This is a genomic window from Lactobacillus sp. ESL0700 (genome assembly GCF_029392095.1).
Lineage (GTDB): Bacteria > Bacillota > Bacilli > Lactobacillales > Lactobacillaceae > Lactobacillus.
Genome location: NZ_CP113930.1, coordinates 569,086 through 586,845, shown reverse-complemented (window position 1 = coordinate 586,845; position 17,760 = coordinate 569,086). Strand labels below are relative to the sequence as shown.

Genomic DNA, 17,760 nt, shown 5'->3' with positions numbered 1-17,760 from the left:
TTTCTACTTGGTCAGCGCAATATTTGCACCACTAAAGCCTTTCTTTAGGTCTTTTCTAAATTGATCCTTAGTAATACCAAGCTTCGTTAGATAACCCCAAGGGTCAGTATGGTTTGTATTACTGTATCCATGCTGAACCAACCAACTATGTGTCTTAATTCCTTTGTAGCCGTTGTCATCTAATGTCAATGGAATGCCATACTTCTTTGCAGCCCACCTGAGCCAGTTAACATAATGTTTATAGGCTTTCATTGCTCGCCTGTGATTAGTAAATTCACAAAGCTCGATTTGAACTGGTGATAGGTTGTTCGCCGGCATTCCTGCTCCCCAAGCTACATAACCAATTTCACCAACTGCATAGATATGTTTGTCATCAACAACCAAGTGAACATAGGTCTGACTAGTATTGATACCAGTTTTCATATTATGTGCTACCGCCCATGCTTCGCCATTAGGTGTGGCAGTAGAGTGAGCTACGATAAACCTACGTTGAGCAACTTGTGAACTACCTTCATTAGCACCAAGTGCGTATTTATAATTACGTTTCATTATTTAGCAACCTCCTTATTAGCATCAGTTACCGGTGTAGTACCAGTCTTACTTGGCTTCTTTTCATTCATCTTGGCAACTTCTTTTTCCGCAAATGCCCGAATAGCTGCTTCAATGGTAGGGTCAATTTTGACACCGTGACTAGTTAAGATATTTACCACACTAGTGATTACGATGTCCATCTTTTTCGTGCCATCACCGCCAGTAGTTTCCGCTTCATGAACAAAGGCCGCTGCTAAATTAGGAATTTCAGCCACCCATTTATTTTTGATAGTATGGTGCTCGCCATAAACCTTAACGCTAACCCATGCCACAATAGCAATAACTACTAAACCTGCATAACCTAAGTCTAAATAATCTTTAATGCTCATCTTTCAGTCTCCTTATCAATAATCGGTAATTTCTTAGTTTCTTCATATAGTTTGGTTCCAGCACCATTGCCATGTAGTGCCTTATAACTTTTATAGATATTATCCAAGCGATTGTTCTGTTCTTCTGTACCACCATCTTGACGTTTGATTTTAAAACACAGACCGTCTAATTCTGAATGCAACACTTCTTTTACACCATCACCAATATCATTTAGCTTGTTGTTTAAGTTTTTTAATGTCTTCTCAATGTCTGGTATTTCTGAAGTTAATTGCTGGTTTGTTTTTACTTTTTTACGATGTCCAGTCCATAGACCAGCGAAAAATTGAATAATACCTGATTCTATAATTACTTGTATCAAGCTACTCCAGTCCAATAAAATAGCACCTACTTACTATTTTCAGTAGATGCTTCATATTCTTCACCTGTAATTCGCTTATAGGCTGCCGCGTCAATCGTTCCTAGTACCACAAACGAAGCAATTTTAGCCTTGTCATAAATTTTGGAATTATACAATGATTGATATACCCGTTCCATCATTGGTGCAAATTGTTTTAAATTAAACATTATTCTGCCTCCTTTCCTGTATCAGCTGTAGGAGTGCCTGCCATTGCTGCCATCATTTGTGACATCATATCAACAACATTGCCAACTTGTTGTCCAATCGTTGTTTGGCCCGTTTGAAGTGAGGTAAGTGTCTGATCAACTTTTGCTTTATCTTCCTTAATTGATTGTGTGTCAGTCTTTACGTTTTTAACGTCAGCTGACAGCTGATTGATTAGCTGACCTTGAGCATCAGGTGCAAACTCAAACCACTCACGCTTATTCCAGTCATACTTAGGCGACTTAATAGATGGGTCTGGTGCTTCAGCCACAAAAGGATAAGGGATATAATCACCAAAAGGCTGTTCCTCTCTGTCAATTGCATACGGCACCTGATTGTCACTACGATAATAAATATATGTTTTTGCCTCTTCTGTCATTTTAAATTTTCCTTTCTATTAAAAAAGCACTCATTAAGAGTGCGTTACAGCGGTGTTGCACCGCCAAAATCCGATATTTTTAGCCAAACAATTCCTGTGTAATATTCATAAGCGTGTATTTCACATCTAACTAATGCATAGTCTTCACCATTATATTTAACAATTTGATTAATTATGACTCTTTGGTAGTTAGAAAAACTTATATCGTCAATACTTGAACCCAGATATGTATTATTTGCTGTCATAACTGGTTCACCATTTACAACATTAAAATCATAACAAGTTTTTGTTTGATTATTTTGAGCAAAGCTAAAGTATCTCGGTAAATAATTTTCCATCATCAGCTTCTGACCAGCATAAAATAAATGGTCATATCGTTTGCCATTGTACATCAGCATGGAATCACTTCCATGCTGAAGAAGTTTCTAAGAAGGTTGATAACTAGGGCTTTTACCCCCCCCAGAAATTATTTTAACTTCTGTTGCCCTTAAAAACATTGAAGAATAAAGGTAATCTAAATTTCCACCTTGATTAACCAATACTTTCTTACATTGATAAAAGACAGTACCATCATTACTTATCAAAATACCGGTTATTGTTGTAGTTTGATCATAGTTAATAGTGTCTATCAAAGTAGGAACCATATCGTTTTCATCTTTAAAACCAAAAAAAGAAGTATTATTTGGTATTAATACATTTTTACCTACTACATTTTGACGCCAATTATACCCACCTAAATAAAAATGATCATGTTCTTTGCCGTTAAAAATCATGCAACCACCACCTTAAAAGGTTGATATACCGGTGGCTTAGCTGATCGGCGTACCCCCCCGAAATCTGACATTTTCACATAAGCCATTTCACACTGCCAACTACCCGGACCATCGTCTAAAACAACTTTTACCATGGCATAATCTTTATTATCTTGTGTAACTATATTATCTACCCAAGTTTCCGTAACAGCAGTACCAGCTTGATTACAAACTGCCCAAGCGGCATAACCATTGGGATGCAGTATTCCATCATCTTTGACAGCATAGATCATACATCTTTCCCCAGGATTTTTGCCAAATTTGTATTTCTTAGGAAAATAATTAGCACTATGCCATTTCTGACCATCCATAAAGAAATGATCATGTTGCTTACCATTAAAAGTTATCGCCATAATATCTCCTTTCTAGTCGCCAAAAACAATTACACTAGGATGAGTTTTCGAATATGTTAATGCTGCTGCATCCGTTCCAGAATCATGGGTGTATTCGCGATTTTCCAATGTTGTTACTCGTCCTTTAAGATTACTAATATCCTGTTTAGGTGCAGTTAAAGCAACATTAGCATAGGTCTCCGCATCATTTTTAGCCTTACCTGCAGCATTATCAGCATATGCTTTATTAGAATAGGCATACTCACTAATCATTTTTAATGCCGTGGCTAGTTGCTCATTAGAGTAACTACCATCGTCTTTTCTAATAGGGAAAGTATAAGCATCATTACCATTAGCAAAAAAGCCACTATTGGTTAAAGCACGTCCGATCCATTCTACTTGGTCGAAGAAGTGCTGTGACTTGCCATTAATCTCGGGCATTCTTTGGGCATCACCGCCCCAAAGCTTTATAAAATTATTTAATAATTCATAAACAGTATGCCCGTCTACTTGCCCATCTGCTTTACCATTTAAAGCTTTTTGTGTGTCTTGCTTAAAACTATTAAAATCTTTACTGCTCGTCATATCTTCCGGGGCTGGTGACCAATCTGTCACAACTGTGCCATACTCTAGTTTGGTTTTAGAACTATCTTTTTCAGCTTCTGAGCCATAATTCACAGACACTCTTAACCAATATGCTTTACTAGCATCAAATTTTCTTGCTATCACATCAGTATCTGCTGTCCAGTCCGCACCAGTGTTAACTTTGTCAATCCAATTTTTATTTTCATCATAAAAATCAATCTGAACATTACTTTGATTACTTTTAATGTAATCGCTCGGATGGCTAAAACTTAGAATAAAAGGCGTTCGGTATGCTGAGCGGATATAATCCGTATGCCAATCCGAAGTGCTATCCTGGATTCCACCTTGTGCCGTATGGTCAAGCCAACCGTGCTGTAGCGTGGATTTGACAAAAAGATTAGTTCCACCAACCTTAAAGTCTTTACTATCAACTTTATCATCAGGGTTAGGCAGCCAAGTCATATCTGGTGGTGTGCTAGCATTTTGCCAGCAACTAGCTTTAAGACAGCTCCAAGCCCCTACATAGGCACTAGAAGAATGAATCGAAATAGTTACATAGCTAACTTCTTTAATTTCAATAGTAGCGATTACTCTTCCTTGAGAACCAGCTACTATCAAATTACTGTCTGCTGCACCATCGCTTCCCGCTGCTATATGTAGCTGAGCGCCAGCTGTCCCAGAAGAAAATTTGGAATAATCAATATTAACAGCAACACTGTATTTACCCGGTGTTGTTTGTAAAGTACATATTTGAGTATCATCATTAGCAGCAATAGGATGTAATACTTTACTTGTTCCTTTCAGCAAATTTGGCGCAAATACAGGAACAAAAATGTTTTTATTATCATCTACTGCAGCCCCATTTACTTTTTCAGCCTTTGTGTTGTTTAAACTGTCTAATGTTTGTTTAACTGAACTGTTGTAATGTGGTATGTTCTCAGAAGTAAGCGAAACATCTTTAGAAATAGGATCCGGTTTAATTAGGTTTACACTTTCTACCTTGCCAGCTTCTTTGATGCCGTCTTCTAACTGTTTTTTATCCTTATCATAAGTAGTCTTATCAACTTTTTTCTCAAGCTCGTCATCAACATATTTTTTAGTCGCCACGCCTTCTTCAGTGACGTTAATCGTCACACTGCTAGACTGCCCAACTACCACATACATCGTTACGTTGAATTGGAACATTGCTTTGTCGTTAAAGTCAGGCATATGCTCCGGATCAACAGCTGTGGCAATGGCATACAAAAATTCGCTGCCACCATCTTCTTTGGCATACAAACCAATCGCATTGACGCTGTATCCATGTGCCAATTCTTTGTTATTGAACTTCAAGTCCATGCCAATTACAGTATCTTTATCTAATGCTGTATCTTCAACATCAGTAATCACGCCATATTGCATAATGCTTGGCAGCTCAGTCATATTCTGCAATTCAGCAATGCTCTTGTCAGATAGATTTTCTGAACTGGTAGCTGCTTTAGTAATGCTGAATTTAGCCTGTCCAGTGTTAACTTTCTTAGCTAATTCAATCCCAGCATTCGTCAGCACGGTCTTATTATATTTTGACATTTTTTATCACTTCCTTTAAAAAATCTGCGATACATTTGCATCGATTACCGTTGTCACTTTTGACTTCATACCAATGCCAATAAATAAATCAGTGCCAATCAATGCCTGTTTTAAAGCAATCTTGATTTCGTAAAGCATGTTAGCTGGTAGATAAACATTCAGAATATATCTAATATCGTCAATTTGCGTATTATTTATGCTAGAACTAGTACCTTCAACAATCACATTCTGCCGATCAATTGTAATATTTATCGGTATTTTCAACGTCTTAAATAGTTCTCGTAAATATCTAATTGTTATTGGTCTTGGTGGCAATAAGTGCATCAGCACCCGATTTTGTCTAGTAACTAAATCATCGCCAGGGCTTGGTTGCACACCGACTTGATTCTCAAATACCGCAATGCCCCTGCTATCGGTCTGTGTTACAAATTGATTGAGCAGCGTTCGAATTTGTTTACTCTCAAATTCATCTAAGACTTGCCCGTGCGCATGCATAATTGCCTGCATTTCGTACACGTCTTGGTAGTAATCTGGTAAATAATTCATCAAGTTATTACTCATTCAGTGTCACCGCCCCTAGGATTGGCAATTGCGAAGTATTATTATCAAACACCAACTTAATATCACTGTCAGCACCATTCAAGCTAGGAATTGTGGCATTCATTACGCCTTCAATTTGCATAATTTGTGACAATATCTTTGATCGGTAAATCATCATGGCATAGCCGCGTCCTGTCTTAGGATCAATTAAATTCCATGAAGCTCGCAAATTCTTAAAGTACTCGGTCAATTGGTCGTTAATCTGCTGTTTCACTGCTTCTGCACTGTGTTGACTGTCAATCTGTATATTCGTTGCAATATCAACGGTCAAGGCTGTGGGTGCAGTTACGGTAACCTGATGGTCAATCGGTGCCAAACCATAGCCTTGAGCTTCACTGTTGGTAGGGTCAATCAGATTCTTAACTTTTATAATTAAGTCCTGATTAGCCGGCATTAATGAATTATCTAAAACAACTAATTTAACCGTCCCAGCACCATTCCAAACTGGATAAACCTGTGTTGCACCGACTTCAGTAATCTTGCTGGTCATTGCTAGGTAGTCCGCAATATTGCCACCGTAGGCAATCCAATCATCCGAACCCAGCAGTCTTGCTCGTAAGTGGTCGTCAGTTTCTTCATCTCGAGCTGGTGCAATAATTTCGATAATCTCGGCCCAAGACAACTCGTCATTTGGCGTAACCGGTAAAATCTGCCCCAAATAGCCGTTAGGTGTTGTGCCAGGATCATCAGCTGTCATCGCAACCGTTAAGTCATCATAAATTTGCGTAACGGTATAAAAAATAGGCGTTTCACCAATACTTGCAAATTGGTCGCCTACCTGTACATTTGTTAATCCGTTGCCATCACTATCAGTTATTTTTGCTTTAACTTCGGTTTGAGTCGCCGCATATCGAGCTGTCCCTCGCTCTTGCGCACGGTAGTCCAAGAACTCGCCGTCTGCTGTTCTTACATATGTCTCTTTAATAATCATGGCCATACGCTGATTCTCTTGAGCCATAACCAAAGCAGCGGGGGCAATTGCATCATAAATTACCGAACCTTCACGCTTATCAATGTCGTCTGGTACTGCGTCCAGCATTTCTTCCATATAGTAGTCAACATCGTGTTCTTCAAATTCCGCTGCTAAATCATCTGGTGTCACTTATCTTCACTTCACTTTCTATTGGCACATCGCCATAAATTGTGGTGCAAGTCCCCGTCACGGATAACGTAGTGCTATCTGACTGCTCAATGCTGTCAATCGTCACTTCAGTCACCCGGTCATCATCAAGTAGCGCTTCTTCCAGCATTCGCTTGATCTCAACTCGCGCATAAGAAAACGACTTGCCGAATAAATCTGGTAAGTCGTTGCCATATTGATCTGAATATATTGGATAAACAAAGCGTTCAGTTTTCAGAATTTTCCACACTGCCTGCACCATCGCAGGTAAACCATCAGCTTTACTACGTATGCGGCTATTCTTGATTTGAAAAGTCAGCGTCGGTTGGTCCTCTTCAACTTCCTCATCATTATCTTGGTCTTCATCAACAGTATCTAAATCATCATCTTCATCAATAATCACATCATCATCGTCCACGACTTATCACCTCCTTATTCAAGTTTTAGCGGTTTATTTGGTTCACGTTCAAACAAGTAGAATTGCTGGCCACCATCTGCCCGGATCATACTAACTTTATCGCCAGCTTTTAAACTGTTATCAAGCTCATATCTGACCTTTTCAATCAATTCAGGACGATTGCCTGACGCACTGCCAACTTTGTCACTATGGGCATAAACCTTAACTCTGCCATTCAATACAATCTTGCCAATATTTTTGCCCAGCACGATAAAATCGTCGGTCAAAATCATGTCGTTGGCCAATTGTACTTTTAACGGGTCAACTGAATCAACCGTGCCATAAACAATATCGCAATATTCATTGTCAGAACCGCCTCGCTCGTGCATCATTCTGTAGAGTCGTTCGCCAGCCATGATGCCATCACCTTCATTTCTAAACTGCAATTATAATCAGTGCCAAAATTATGCGTTGCTTTCAGAATCCCGCAGTTCTTGATTGTTTTATAACCTACGATTTTTACTTCAACCGAATTGCCAGCCACTAAATCAAGATTTCCTAAACAATCAATCGTCAATGTCTTATTGGCCAAATCCTTTTGCTTTAAGACATTCTTCGCTTGCTTAACCATTTGCGCATGATTAGCTTTGCTCTTCTTATTCTGCGTAATCTGTAATTTGCCCCAGCGCTTCACGCTCGGCATCTTTTTAGTTACTGACTTAAAGCTAGTCTTAGAAGGATTATCGCCTGAAGCAGTAGCTGTTTTCGACTTAGACTTCTTAACATTTTTCTGAATAATCTTAACTACATTTGCTGTGTTATCAATATCCTTAGAAAAAGTGAAGCTAGTCATGCCAGAATCAGGATCCAGAATCAGCTTAAGCTTCTTACGCGGTGCCCGACATAACTCAACTCTTGAGTAATTGGCATAGATGAAATACATGTGCCCAGTTGATCGCAACGTCTTAGATATTGCTGACTTAAGCATGTCAAAATATGACTTGCCGTCACAAACTTCTGCAGCTACTTTATGCTTAGGCTTATTAATCACTTTATGACTGATACCTGCACGCTTGCAGACGTTATTAAACCGATCAGCGATTGTTCCCGTCTTCCAGACAATGCTGTCCTGATTCTTCAAGTATCGCGTCTTATCATACGCTACGACAGAAACAACTTTTTCATGAGTTAGCTTGGCGTTAAACACATAACCATAAAAGACTTTATGGTGGTCCCAGTAAAACTTAACAATACTACCAAGTGCTGGTAGATATGTCTTGTCCTGATAGATCAAGTCAAAATTAAGCTGACCGGCCGAAAAATTTAAATCCGTTACCCATTTCAGATTGGCTACAATGTTTTTAACATCGTAGCCTTTCTTTTTGTCCCTAGACCATATTTGGAAAAAGGTTATCATGCTCGCTTTACATCACCTTTCTTAACCCAACCTCGTGCTCCTCCTGACAGCGTTGAAACGTGAATCGGGTACTTGTGGCCCGTTGCAACATTCGTAATCTTACGCTTTGCATTCTTCTCATAAGCTCCTGGTCCTCGACCATCACTATCTAAGTGCAGTCTGCCATTCACAATCACCGTTGAACCTCTGCCAATCTTCTTAGCAGGACTATTACGGTTCTTCTTATGACCAGACTTGCGCTTTTTCTTCTTCTTTTTAACTTTCTTATACGTTGCTTTTCGATAGTCCTTCAGCTCCAAAGTGTAAATGTACTCGCCATCATAACCATCTTTGAATCCTGGCTCAAAGCTAGCAATCGTCATTGTTCTACTTAGTTCAGTCGAAGCAACCACCAGCTGTACTCGACCTTTACTCTTCTGAATTTCTTTTAGCCAATCAATATAGTAGGTTGGTTGTTGAAAATCAGTTGTTGAAACAAAATGATCGTCTTTAGGAAAGGTACTCGCAATTTCAATCGTGCTAAGCTTTAGCGGGCCCAGTTGGTTAATCTCACCCAGGTTAATTACGGTCTGTGTCTTATCATCAGATTCATACTTGATTTTTAGGTCACTTGGATTAAGCGGCAACTCAATTGTTGAGTTATCAGCATAGTTAGTTAAGTAGACGGCAAATCTATCATCATTGTCCATTAAAGCCTCCTATTATCAATTTCAACCATGCGTTCTTCAATTGCATCAATTACATCATCAGCTGTCTGTTGTGGCTTGCTTGCACCGTTAACGACAATGGCACCCTTAGCAATGGTAACAACTTGGCTATTACTGTTGCTGCTACGATTAGAAAATACCTGGCTACGTGCCAAACTTGCTGGTGTTATTGAACCAGAACCAGCATAATTAACACCCACAGTGCCACCTGTATTAGCGGCATCAATTAATCCAGCTCCTGCAGCACCAACTAAACCAGCCGTCTTATTCATCCCTAAAGCCATACCTTGACCGATAAAACTACCAACCTCAGCAAACAGCCGTGATGGTGAATGAATTTGTGCTTTTGCACGTGCTGCTCGATTAGCTTGTGCAACTAATGCATTAGCTGCAGCGGCTACTGCACCAACCTCTGAACGCATACCAGCTGCAAGTCCAGCGCCAATCATAACGCCTGCTGACCGCATGGCACCTGCGCCACTTCTAGCAACGGCAACAGACCTTGTAATAGCAGAATGAACAGCAGCTACCATTCGATTGCCACCACTTCTAACTGCAGCAACAGCCTGATTCATACCAGACCTTACTGCAGAAACTGAACCTGCCATTGATATGTTACTTATATGTGGTGCTGTAATAGTCTTAATCTTCGGCATCTTAGGCTGTGGAATAACTGGCCTTGCGACTTTAACATGCAACGTCTTTAGCTTAGGTACTTTAGGAGTTGGTATTTTCGGCTTAGCAACTTTAGCTTTGATGGTCTTCATCTTAGGAGCCTTTGGTGTTGGCACCTTAGAAGTAGCAACTTTCATTTTAATTGGTTTACTGCCAAGTTTAGACTGAACTGCTTGTTGTGTACTATTTAATTTAGAAGTATCTGCTTTAACTGGCAGCTTAACGGCTGGATTCTTTAATCCAGCTGCTCCTAGTGGATCAGTATCGAACTGATAACCGACTTTAACTTTTTTATTTAATCCTGCCTTATTAGCTGCAACATTATTCATATTTAGTACTCTGGCATTGCTCAGAGCAATGTCAGGTACCTTAATCCCATTTAAATCAGATTGAGTGGTCTTAGCTTTACTATCAATGTTACTCAAAGCATTTATGAATCCTGCTGTTGCACCATTTTTACCAATATTACCTAAGTTGCTAAAAGTATCTTTTAAGCCATTAACATCGGATTTAACTTGGTTAATTGCATTTCTTGCATTACTAAAGCTCCAATTTAAAGTAAACAAGTCCCTTAAAGCTTGTAATACAACATTAATTGCATCAACAAGAAATCTAAAAGAAAAAATCACAATTGACACAATATCAATTAACATTGAAAAGAGGTCCACAACCACAGCAACTGCTCCTGCTAAAAGATATAAAGATCCAACTATTGCACCTGCTATTATCATCCCAATAGTACCTAGCAATTGACCTACAGGCGCTAAAGCATTACCTAAGTTACCAATAGCTTGCCTAAACGGCTCAAAAATCGCCCCTAGATTACTAAAAAGATTAGAAATAAAATCATGAAATCCTAAAAAGTTGTTCTGCCATGCCCATACCGCTGTAAAAATTACAATTGTTATAACTCCTAATACTGCTGCTATTGTGCCAATTGCTGCTCCTAGACCAGCTTCAATGGCTGGTCCAATAACTTCCATAATTTCAGATATAGAAGAAATAGCACTGCCTATCAACGATATTCCGCTAACTACGCCTTTTATCGCTTTCAGTGCTACCAATGCACCAGCAAATATTTGAATTGCTTTAGCAACTTGCTTTATTTGACCAGGATTTAATCGACTTATATTTCGTAATCCTGCAACAACAGCTGTAAATACGAGTCCTTTCATACCACTTTTTAAAATAATAAAAGCGGCACCTAAAGCTTCAAGTGTAGCAGGATTCATTTGTCCTAATGCTCTAGCTATTCCATCTATCGTATTAGCAACTCCACTTACTACACTACCTGCAAAACTACCAAGTTGAGTAAAGAAATTATTATTTCCCCCAGACGAAGCTTTGGTCATGATGTCAGTAATAATGCTTCCTATGTCTTGCAGCGTTTTTTTAATTTCTATTCCTGCACCCGACATTTCAAATCCTTTAGTCACGTCACTGAAAGCCGACTTAATTCTATCGAATACATTTAAAACCTTGTCTGCAAGACTATCAAAGTTCATATCACTTAATTTGTCAGATAATTTACTAATGGCGTCAATACCAATTTGACTGAATTTCTTGAATTGCGGTTGTAATTTATTAGCTAACGTTTCACGTAGTCCATCTGCTGCTTGACCTACAGTCTTATACTGTGTTGCCATTTTACTAAAGTTTGCATTTGTTCCGACTTCAGCAATCGCTTTAAGCAAGTCAGCCGATTTTAATGAACTATTCTTGCCTTGAGAATTAGCAATCAGCTGAGCAGTTGTCATGTGCATTTTCTTGGCAACTGCCGACATCCCTGCTGGTGCCTGTTCCATCATTAGCTTTAAGTCTTGCCACTGAACCATTGGCTTGGCAGCCATTTGGGTAGCTTGTTCTGACAAGGTCTTCATTGCTTGCTTTGGATCAGTAGCCGAAGCGGCTAATCCAGCAAAACCTTTAACTAGTTGTCCAGTATTTTTTGTGCCAATTGCGGCTAACTGACTATATGTTGAAGCCATATCACTAGATGAATAAATGGTTGCTTGAGCAAACTGTTGCATCGAAGCTCTAGCACTAGCAATTTGTGCTGGCGTCTTACCAATCTGACGCATATTGCCATCGAAAGTATCCCATGCAACTGTTGACTCATTTAGTTCGCCAACCATACTGCGAATGCCGCTACCAGCTAATGCCATGCCTTTGCTAATCGTACTGCCGACAACCTGTGCGCCAACCATCGATTTAAAAAATCCATTGGATTGCTTAGTGGCATTGCCAAACATATTGCCACCGCTCAAGGCACCCTTTAGCCTGTCAAAGCCGCTTGTTCCAGCACTAAGCCCTGACTCAAGCTTTCTTAGTGTTCCACTAAAAGCATCATTTAGCCTGATAGTTGTTTCAATTACTCCCATCTAAAACCTCCTTTCTTGCAATAACAAAAAAGGGGCAAGACCTAATCACTAGACCTTGCTCTCCCTTTCCATTTTCTTTATTTCTTCTTCCTCATGTTTCTGTCTAACTTCAATTGACGCAATAATTAATGACTGCTCTCTTGCGCTTAATTCTGTCCATTGTTTTGGTGTCCAGTGGTATTCATTAAGTACGTAATGATAAGCGCCAAAGTCGCCAACTGAGTTCTCAATTAGTTTTTTGCTGTATTAATAACGGCTTCGGAATCCTCGATTCCTGAAATCTTCATAATACGGTCAGCGAGTTCACTATATTCGCCAATGGTTAACATTCTTTGCAGTAATTTAGCAGCATCGCCATTAACTACACTATAACTTTTCATCAGTTCTGCATTATGCAGGTCAGGCGAGACAACACTGGCTTCGACAATCAAGTCAGTGAATTTGTTCTGGTCAGTCTGAGCCTCATACTGATGTGTCTTACTGTTTAATTCTTGTTTAGTCGCCTGATTACGTAATTTTGTCACATCGTCAGCCAATAGTGACTTAATTTTAAACGGCGATTTAAAACGTTTAAATTTAACGTTTTCCGTTTTAACGGGATTTTCTACATTCTTCATTAAAAAGTCATTGATATTTTCAGTCATTTTCATTCTCCTTAAGCTAAACTACCGTTAAATTCATTAATTAAGCTAAATCCTTCAAACGAGAAGTCAGATTTAACTTCCATTACACCATCATCAGCCTTGAAATCGGCAATCGGAATGGTGTCAAGGTTGACATTATTGAGTTGAACAACTTGCTTTCCCCAATCAGTCGTCTTGTCCTCAATCGTTAAAGTAATATCAAAGTACAAGTCACGACCATTCTGAACATAAGGCATTGCTTGCTTAATCCAATTAGAGTTAATCAAGTAGCCGCTCAACGTTCCAGTTCCTTCAATAGAAGTGGTCTTCTTCCGCTTCCAGTGCGTACCTAGTGTTTGAATATCTTCCTTTTTCTTCTCTAATTTGGCTGTAAATTCGTTGCACTCAATCATCTTATAGACTTGACCACTAATCGTTAGTGTTACAGTCGCTTCCTTGGTCGAAATTGCATTTCTACCATTTAAAAAATCACTTGCTTCTAAAGGCATTCATTTGTCCTCCTTATCCTACGTTAATCGTGACGTACAGCTTTTCCATCGCGTCCACAGGCTTGACTGCCAAATCGACAACAACGGAATCACTATCTTCGCCCGGATTAACCGTAATATCAGTTGCACTAAAGTCTTGAATTACGTTACTGTCGTTTAAACCTTGTAAGTAGCTTACTCGATTAGCTTTAAACAAGTCGCGGCCAGCGGCGTTATTGCCAACCTTACCCAAGTAGCTTTGTTCAAATACTTGTTCAGTATCAGTCGCAATCTCGTCCAATACCCGCAGAACTTTGTTTTTGCTGAAACTCTTAGGCTTATCCTTAGTGAACTTTGTCAGTGAATTGATATCCTGCTCAATTACAACTCGTTGACCTGGACGCGTTGAAAAGACAATCTGACCAGCATTCAGCGCTGAGATGGTTTTTTCATTATTTAAGCGCGGATTAGCACTAATTGCGTCTTCAATTTCTGTATAAGTTAGCGATGCTGACCCATCAACTGAACTGGACAGACCAGCAAAGTAACCGGTAGCATCAGTCACAGATAAAGTAGTGCCATCACTTAACGTTAAGCCGTTAGCGACAACTGAAATGCCTTCGTAATTGACGTTATTGATACTTGAATTTGCCGGAATCACGCCGCGAATCTTCATGCCCTCCGTATCTCTTAGACGCTTAACCGTAGTAACTAACAAGCTATGAATATTGCTGTTTTCTGGATAACCAGCCGTGGTGACAACTGAGTAGTTCTCAGTTTCCATTGCATCGCTCATCAGATCTTCAGTATTCGCAGGCGTGGTTGTCCCACCAGTTAACTTGTAGCTCGCAGCTGCACTGATTGCTTCCAACTTACTTTGACCACCATCTTCAGCGGTTAAAGTAATGCCGATATAATCGTTACTTACAAGGCTTCCAGCCGTTGTTGTAGTCACTGTTTGCTCATCGACAATTTCAGTGCCGAATAACGTTGTCACATTAACAATCGTTGTGTTATTTGGATCCTTTTCCAAACTGATAGAAATATCATTACCTCTTGTACCTGGATATTTGGCAATAAACTTCCAAGGCAAAGCTGGGTCGTTAAGACTGGCTCTAGTACCATCGTTTGTATTTAAAAAGAGGACCGTTTCAGCCCCCTTGAGTACCTGTTTCAATGCTGTAAGTTTCGGATCATCAATCGTTGTCCCAAGTAATTCTTTAAAATTACTATCGTTATGTAATTCAATTACTCCCTTTTCACCCCAATTTAGCTGAGCATTGCTTAGTAGCAGCGTTCTTCCTAAGCTAGAGTCAGAAGTTGGTTGAGCAACGCCCTTAACATTGATATATGCTCCTGGGCGCCGTTTATTTTGCGTTTTCCATGTTCCGCCTGCCATTTAAATACCTCCTTTAAATTTCTTAATTTCTACTTGTAATTCTTCAATTGTATATGTCTTATCGTCTTCTAAAACAGTACGTAAAATGTCCTTATCAACGGTTTCAAACAAGTTACTATTGAGAATAGCTTTCTTCGTAAACCTATTTTCTTGCTTAGTAACAGTGCTAATAGGCTTTTCCTGCACTGTTGTGTCAGTCTTTGACTCCGCCATTTACCTCTACCTTTCTTTGCTTAATCGTATTATCTTGCTTGATTGCCCATGTCCAAACCTCAAATTTAACTTCCAGCACTATGTTAGCTGTATCAATATCAAATTCTCGGTTATGAATATCGGCAAAATTCATTAGCTGTGTAAAATTGTCTAGCAGCTTGTCTTCCACACGCTCCATATCTGCATTTGGATGGTCAGAGCTTGGAAAATACACTATCTGGTAGTGATATTTTCTGTCTTGATTTTCAAATAGTAGTGGTGTCGTTGCAGTCAATATTTTTTGAATAAAAAAAGACGGCTCCTGAAAGTTGCTGTCTTGGTTCTCTGTATAAATTACTGCATCTGGAAAGATTGTTGCTATTTCGTTTGCTATGCGCTCTGTAATTGTCATGATAATAGATTCCTAAACTTAACTAACAATGGCGTAATTAAGAATGGCAATTGGCTTTCAATCTGCGTTTTTGACCTCTCCATAAAAAATTGTCCAGGTACCCAACTGCCACCACCACGAGTTCGGTGTCCGTTCTCAACAAAGGACGCATATTCAGTATTGTTACTGAGTTTCATGTTCCAGCTCATGCCGTCATAGTGCGGACCAGATACAGTCCAAGAACGTCTTAAATTACCAGTATCAACTGGCGTATTAGCTTTGAACTGCTTAAGTGACTGCTGACCAATTCTACCAGCACTCTCACCAATCGCTTGCTTTAACTGACCACTATTTACGGCATTCGTAATCTTATCTGTAAAAGCTTTAAACTCAGTATCATCAACCGTGCCTAAACTCATGCTTTCTCATCCCTCACCATTGCCAGTTCTTGATGACTAGCATAACCGGTATAGCCTTTGCTGGCTCGCTTATATTGGACAACTTTGCCATTTATATCAGTTACACTAATACGGCTGCCTGCCGGAATATCAATGCCGGTTCTAATCAACAATTCTGCATCATATTCGTCAGTACCAAAAAACGACTGTGTGCTGGCTTTTTGCCCTTTTAGGATAACTTTACACGGTTCATCAGAAACAATCGTTACGGTCTCACTATCAGTGATAGCGTCATGCTTAATTGCACGCTTGCCAGTAATCGTTGCCTTATCATGCCAAAGCAGTGGTGCTGCCCTGGTTAATCCGCCAAACATACTCATTGTGGTGGTAACCTCCTAAATCTGTTCAATATCGAGCGAAAATCATCGCTGATGGCATTAACTACCTGCAAATCTTTATAGACCTCGCTTGGTTGCTTAAACGTAACTGAAACATCGCCCTCGGTGATTGAACCCACGTTGCTGTCGTTCTGTTCTCTGTTAAGCCAGCCGTGAGTATCAAGCAATTGCACGGTTAAACTAACAATTGTGCTGCATAACTCTGCTGGCAACTCATCAATCGGCGTATTGCAGTAATTAGCAACATCATTGATTGCTTTTTCAACTGTAAAATCAACAACATTTTCATAACTTGGATTGTTGTCACTATTGGGTAGTAGCAGTTTAGTCTTCTTAACTACATCGTCATATTTCGAATAGTTCTTGTAGTCCATTGCGACCACTCCTTAACTACTTGCTAGACTTAGTTGCCGCTTTCTTTGTGTCATCTGTCGAATCTTCTTGCGTACTTGGTGCAGCTGATTCACTTGAAGGCGTGCTTGGCGCTGAAACAATTGGCGCATCTTTAACCGTAGCAACCAATACCTTACTTGCATTCTGCATATATGGCGCTGAAATCTTTGACGCATAAATGCTGTTGATCTGCTTAGCTACATCACGTGTGTTTTCTACAAGCAAATCACGCTTGTTATAAATCTTAAATGCACGTCCAGTATTGAATTCAGTAATCTTGCCATTTTCGTCACGGTCACTGTTAGCTTTAATGTCATCACTGCCAGAATAGACAACTACTACTTTACCCTTAGCCATCTTGTCAGTAGTAACCACAGAAGCACCGAGTGCTAACGGCATTGCTCCACTAACAACTAATTGTGCACCTGTATCAGAGCCGCGTGTGTAGTCACGTACAGAGCGGCTAATCTTAAGCGCATCTGCTGGATTGGCAATAATTGTGTAAGCAGGACTACCACTTTGCGTACCAAATGTTGCCCGAAAAGTATCAATACCATCAATACTTAATGGAACATTTGATAAAGTGTTGCTTGATGTGAGTGCAGCTGCTAGCAATTTATCGTCAATTCCTTGTGCAATCGCATTTGTTAACTGGTTAACTGCTTGTTGAGCAGCAGCACCTACCGAATTAAGAATTGCTTCATCTGTTAGCTGTACTCCTAAACCAATCTTAGAAACCTTTGCTGTCGTGAAGCCTTGCTTCAATTGTGATACTGGAATTGCTTCACCTTCACCTACATCTTGCGCACCACCAATCGTTCCCCAGGTTGGTACTGTCACAGTATCTCCAGGCTTGCCAACTAGCGTGTTATCAACGTCAGCCAGGGGCAAGAATGCCATTTGTTTTGTATATCCATTTTCAATAATTGGAGCTAAGACTTCAGGGTCTAAAAACTCTTGTGTTGTTGTTAAATCTGCCATG

The 17,760-nt window shown here is 39.7% G+C and carries 25 protein-coding genes; all 25 read right to left on the bottom strand.

The genetic code is table 11. From position 1 onward, the window contains the following. Positions 1-3: 3 nt before the first annotated feature. Positions 4-549: a peptidoglycan recognition family protein gene (locus tag OZX63_RS03075; RefSeq protein ID WP_277144492.1), complete on the bottom strand. Its 546-nt coding sequence runs from the start codon at positions 547-549 to the stop codon at positions 4-6. Then, the gene (locus OZX63_RS03070; RefSeq protein WP_277144491.1) at positions 549-920 is read right to left on the bottom strand and encodes a phage holin, LLH family; all 372 of its coding nucleotides are present in this window, start codon (positions 918-920) and stop codon (positions 549-551) included. Before OZX63_RS03070 ends, OZX63_RS03075 begins: the two co-directional genes overlap by 1 nt. Then, positions 917-1,294 carry a hypothetical protein gene (locus OZX63_RS03065; protein WP_277144489.1) on the bottom strand — a complete coding sequence of 126 codons (378 nt, stop codon included), beginning with the start codon at positions 1,292-1,294 and terminating at the stop codon, positions 917-919. The genes OZX63_RS03070 and OZX63_RS03065 overlap by 4 nt, the downstream gene beginning before the upstream one ends. A gap of 11 nt (positions 1,295-1,305) precedes the next feature. After that, positions 1,306-1,485: an XkdX family protein gene (locus OZX63_RS03060; RefSeq protein WP_277144487.1), complete on the bottom strand. Its 180-nt coding sequence runs from the start codon at positions 1,483-1,485 to the stop codon at positions 1,306-1,308. Next, entirely contained in the window at positions 1,485-1,901 is a 417-nt protein-coding gene (locus OZX63_RS03055; RefSeq protein ID WP_277144485.1) for a hypothetical protein, read from the bottom strand. The genes OZX63_RS03060 and OZX63_RS03055 overlap by 1 nt, the downstream gene beginning before the upstream one ends. 44 nt (positions 1,902-1,945) lie before the next feature. Continuing rightward, the gene (locus OZX63_RS03050) at positions 1,946-2,293 is read right to left on the bottom strand and encodes a hypothetical protein (RefSeq protein ID WP_277144483.1); all 348 of its coding nucleotides are present in this window, start codon (positions 2,291-2,293) and stop codon (positions 1,946-1,948) included. Positions 2,294-2,326: 33 nt separating this feature from the next. Continuing rightward, complete coding sequence (locus OZX63_RS03045; RefSeq protein ID WP_277144481.1) at positions 2,327-2,674, bottom strand: hypothetical protein; 348 nt, start codon at positions 2,672-2,674, stop codon at positions 2,327-2,329. Further along, on the bottom strand, positions 2,671-3,066 hold the full coding sequence (locus OZX63_RS03040) for a hypothetical protein (RefSeq protein ID WP_277144479.1): 396 nt from the start codon (positions 3,064-3,066) through the stop codon (positions 2,671-2,673). Before OZX63_RS03040 ends, OZX63_RS03045 begins: the two co-directional genes overlap by 4 nt. Before the next feature lie 12 nt (positions 3,067-3,078). Then, on the bottom strand, positions 3,079-5,199 hold the full coding sequence (locus OZX63_RS03035; protein WP_277144477.1) for a hypothetical protein: 2,121 nt from the start codon (positions 5,197-5,199) through the stop codon (positions 3,079-3,081). Between the two features lie 15 nt (positions 5,200-5,214). Beyond that, positions 5,215-5,760, bottom strand: coding sequence for a putative phage tail protein (locus tag OZX63_RS03030; protein ID WP_277144475.1), 546 nt, complete (start codon positions 5,758-5,760; stop codon positions 5,215-5,217). Further along, entirely contained in the window at positions 5,753-6,901 is a 1,149-nt protein-coding gene (locus OZX63_RS03025) for a baseplate J/gp47 family protein (protein WP_277144473.1), read from the bottom strand. Before OZX63_RS03025 ends, OZX63_RS03030 begins: the two co-directional genes overlap by 8 nt. Next, entirely contained in the window at positions 6,888-7,238 is a 351-nt protein-coding gene (locus tag OZX63_RS03020) for a DUF2634 domain-containing protein (RefSeq protein WP_277145091.1), read from the bottom strand. The genes OZX63_RS03025 and OZX63_RS03020 overlap by 14 nt, the downstream gene beginning before the upstream one ends. A 113-nt stretch (positions 7,239-7,351) precedes the next feature. After that, complete coding sequence (locus tag OZX63_RS03015) at positions 7,352-7,732, bottom strand: DUF2577 domain-containing protein (RefSeq protein WP_277144471.1); 381 nt, start codon at positions 7,730-7,732, stop codon at positions 7,352-7,354. After that, positions 7,705-8,733: a late control protein D gene (locus OZX63_RS03010; protein WP_277144468.1), complete on the bottom strand. Its 1,029-nt coding sequence runs from the start codon at positions 8,731-8,733 to the stop codon at positions 7,705-7,707. Before OZX63_RS03010 ends, OZX63_RS03015 begins: the two co-directional genes overlap by 28 nt. Continuing rightward, positions 8,730-9,422, bottom strand: coding sequence for a hypothetical protein (locus OZX63_RS03005; RefSeq protein WP_277144466.1), 693 nt, complete (start codon positions 9,420-9,422; stop codon positions 8,730-8,732). Before OZX63_RS03005 ends, OZX63_RS03010 begins: the two co-directional genes overlap by 4 nt. After that, positions 9,422-12,496 (bottom strand): tape measure protein, encoded by a 3,075-nt coding sequence (locus OZX63_RS03000; protein ID WP_277144464.1) that lies wholly within the window; start codon positions 12,494-12,496, stop codon positions 9,422-9,424. Before OZX63_RS03000 ends, OZX63_RS03005 begins: the two co-directional genes overlap by 1 nt. A 230-nt stretch (positions 12,497-12,726) precedes the next feature. Further along, positions 12,727-13,140 (bottom strand): hypothetical protein, encoded by a 414-nt coding sequence (locus OZX63_RS02995; RefSeq protein ID WP_277144462.1) that lies wholly within the window; start codon positions 13,138-13,140, stop codon positions 12,727-12,729. Between the two features lie 11 nt (positions 13,141-13,151). Continuing rightward, on the bottom strand, positions 13,152-13,628 hold the full coding sequence (locus tag OZX63_RS02990) for a phage tail tube protein (protein ID WP_277132479.1): 477 nt from the start codon (positions 13,626-13,628) through the stop codon (positions 13,152-13,154). 13 nt (positions 13,629-13,641) lie between these two features. Continuing rightward, on the bottom strand, positions 13,642-15,006 hold the full coding sequence (locus OZX63_RS02985; RefSeq protein ID WP_277144459.1) for a phage tail sheath family protein: 1,365 nt from the start codon (positions 15,004-15,006) through the stop codon (positions 13,642-13,644). Then, positions 15,007-15,219, bottom strand: a complete 213-nt coding sequence (locus tag OZX63_RS02980; protein ID WP_277144457.1) for a hypothetical protein — start codon at positions 15,217-15,219, stop codon at positions 15,007-15,009. After that, positions 15,200-15,610, bottom strand: a complete 411-nt coding sequence (locus tag OZX63_RS02975) for a DUF6838 family protein (RefSeq protein WP_277144456.1) — start codon at positions 15,608-15,610, stop codon at positions 15,200-15,202. Before OZX63_RS02975 ends, OZX63_RS02980 begins: the two co-directional genes overlap by 20 nt. Next, complete coding sequence (locus OZX63_RS02970; RefSeq protein ID WP_277144454.1) at positions 15,607-16,008, bottom strand: HK97 gp10 family phage protein; 402 nt, start codon at positions 16,006-16,008, stop codon at positions 15,607-15,609. Before OZX63_RS02970 ends, OZX63_RS02975 begins: the two co-directional genes overlap by 4 nt. Continuing rightward, entirely contained in the window at positions 16,005-16,367 is a 363-nt protein-coding gene (locus OZX63_RS02965; protein WP_277144452.1) for a hypothetical protein, read from the bottom strand. Before OZX63_RS02965 ends, OZX63_RS02970 begins: the two co-directional genes overlap by 4 nt. Then, positions 16,364-16,759, bottom strand: a complete 396-nt coding sequence (locus tag OZX63_RS02960) for a hypothetical protein (RefSeq protein WP_277144450.1) — start codon at positions 16,757-16,759, stop codon at positions 16,364-16,366. The genes OZX63_RS02965 and OZX63_RS02960 overlap by 4 nt, the downstream gene beginning before the upstream one ends. Before the next feature lie 16 nt (positions 16,760-16,775). Continuing rightward, positions 16,776-17,759: a hypothetical protein gene (locus OZX63_RS02955; RefSeq protein WP_277144448.1), complete on the bottom strand. Its 984-nt coding sequence runs from the start codon at positions 17,757-17,759 to the stop codon at positions 16,776-16,778. Position 17,760 lies beyond the last annotated feature (1 nt).

Excerpts from the sequence above, each read along its gene's own strand:
- OZX63_RS03075 (WP_277144492.1), bottom strand. The coding sequence starts at position 549 with ATGAAACGTAATTATAAATACGCACTTGGTGCTAATGAAGGTAGTTCA.
- OZX63_RS03070 (WP_277144491.1), bottom strand. The coding sequence starts at position 920 with ATGAGCATTAAAGATTATTTAGACTTAGGTTATGCAGGTTTAGTAGTT.
- OZX63_RS03060 (WP_277144487.1), bottom strand. The coding sequence starts at position 1,485 with ATGTTTAATTTAAAACAATTTGCACCAATGATGGAACGGGTATATCAA.
- OZX63_RS03055 (WP_277144485.1), bottom strand. The coding sequence starts at position 1,901 with ATGACAGAAGAGGCAAAAACATATATTTATTATCGTAGTGACAATCAG.
- OZX63_RS03050 (WP_277144483.1), bottom strand. The coding sequence starts at position 2,293 with ATGTACAATGGCAAACGATATGACCATTTATTTTATGCTGGTCAGAAG.
- OZX63_RS03045 (WP_277144481.1), bottom strand. The coding sequence starts at position 2,674 with ATGATTTTTAACGGCAAAGAACATGATCATTTTTATTTAGGTGGGTAT.
- OZX63_RS03040 (WP_277144479.1), bottom strand. The coding sequence starts at position 3,066 with ATGGCGATAACTTTTAATGGTAAGCAACATGATCATTTCTTTATGGAT.
- OZX63_RS03035 (WP_277144477.1), bottom strand. The coding sequence starts at position 5,199 with ATGTCAAAATATAATAAGACCGTGCTGACGAATGCTGGGATTGAATTA.
- OZX63_RS03030 (WP_277144475.1), bottom strand. The coding sequence starts at position 5,760 with ATGAGTAATAACTTGATGAATTATTTACCAGATTACTACCAAGACGTG.
- OZX63_RS03015 (WP_277144471.1), bottom strand. The coding sequence starts at position 7,732 with ATGGCTGGCGAACGACTCTACAGAATGATGCACGAGCGAGGCGGTTCT.
- OZX63_RS03010 (WP_277144468.1), bottom strand. The coding sequence starts at position 8,733 with ATGATAACCTTTTTCCAAATATGGTCTAGGGACAAAAAGAAAGGCTAC.
- OZX63_RS03005 (WP_277144466.1), bottom strand. The coding sequence starts at position 9,422 with ATGGACAATGATGATAGATTTGCCGTCTACTTAACTAACTATGCTGAT.
- OZX63_RS03000 (WP_277144464.1), bottom strand. The coding sequence starts at position 12,496 with ATGGGAGTAATTGAAACAACTATCAGGCTAAATGATGCTTTTAGTGGA.
- OZX63_RS02995 (WP_277144462.1), bottom strand. The coding sequence starts at position 13,140 with ATGACTGAAAATATCAATGACTTTTTAATGAAGAATGTAGAAAATCCC.
- OZX63_RS02990 (WP_277132479.1), bottom strand. The coding sequence starts at position 13,628 with ATGCCTTTAGAAGCAAGTGATTTTTTAAATGGTAGAAATGCAATTTCG.
- OZX63_RS02985 (WP_277144459.1), bottom strand. The coding sequence starts at position 15,006 with ATGGCAGGCGGAACATGGAAAACGCAAAATAAACGGCGCCCAGGAGCA.
- OZX63_RS02980 (WP_277144457.1), bottom strand. The coding sequence starts at position 15,219 with ATGGCGGAGTCAAAGACTGACACAACAGTGCAGGAAAAGCCTATTAGC.
- OZX63_RS02975 (WP_277144456.1), bottom strand. The coding sequence starts at position 15,610 with ATGACAATTACAGAGCGCATAGCAAACGAAATAGCAACAATCTTTCCA.
- OZX63_RS02970 (WP_277144454.1), bottom strand. The coding sequence starts at position 16,008 with ATGAGTTTAGGCACGGTTGATGATACTGAGTTTAAAGCTTTTACAGAT.
- OZX63_RS02965 (WP_277144452.1), bottom strand. The coding sequence starts at position 16,367 with ATGAGTATGTTTGGCGGATTAACCAGGGCAGCACCACTGCTTTGGCAT.
- OZX63_RS02960 (WP_277144450.1), bottom strand. The coding sequence starts at position 16,759 with ATGGACTACAAGAACTATTCGAAATATGACGATGTAGTTAAGAAGACT.
- OZX63_RS02955 (WP_277144448.1), bottom strand. The coding sequence starts at position 17,759 with ATGGCAGATTTAACAACAACACAAGAGTTTTTAGACCCTGAAGTCTTA.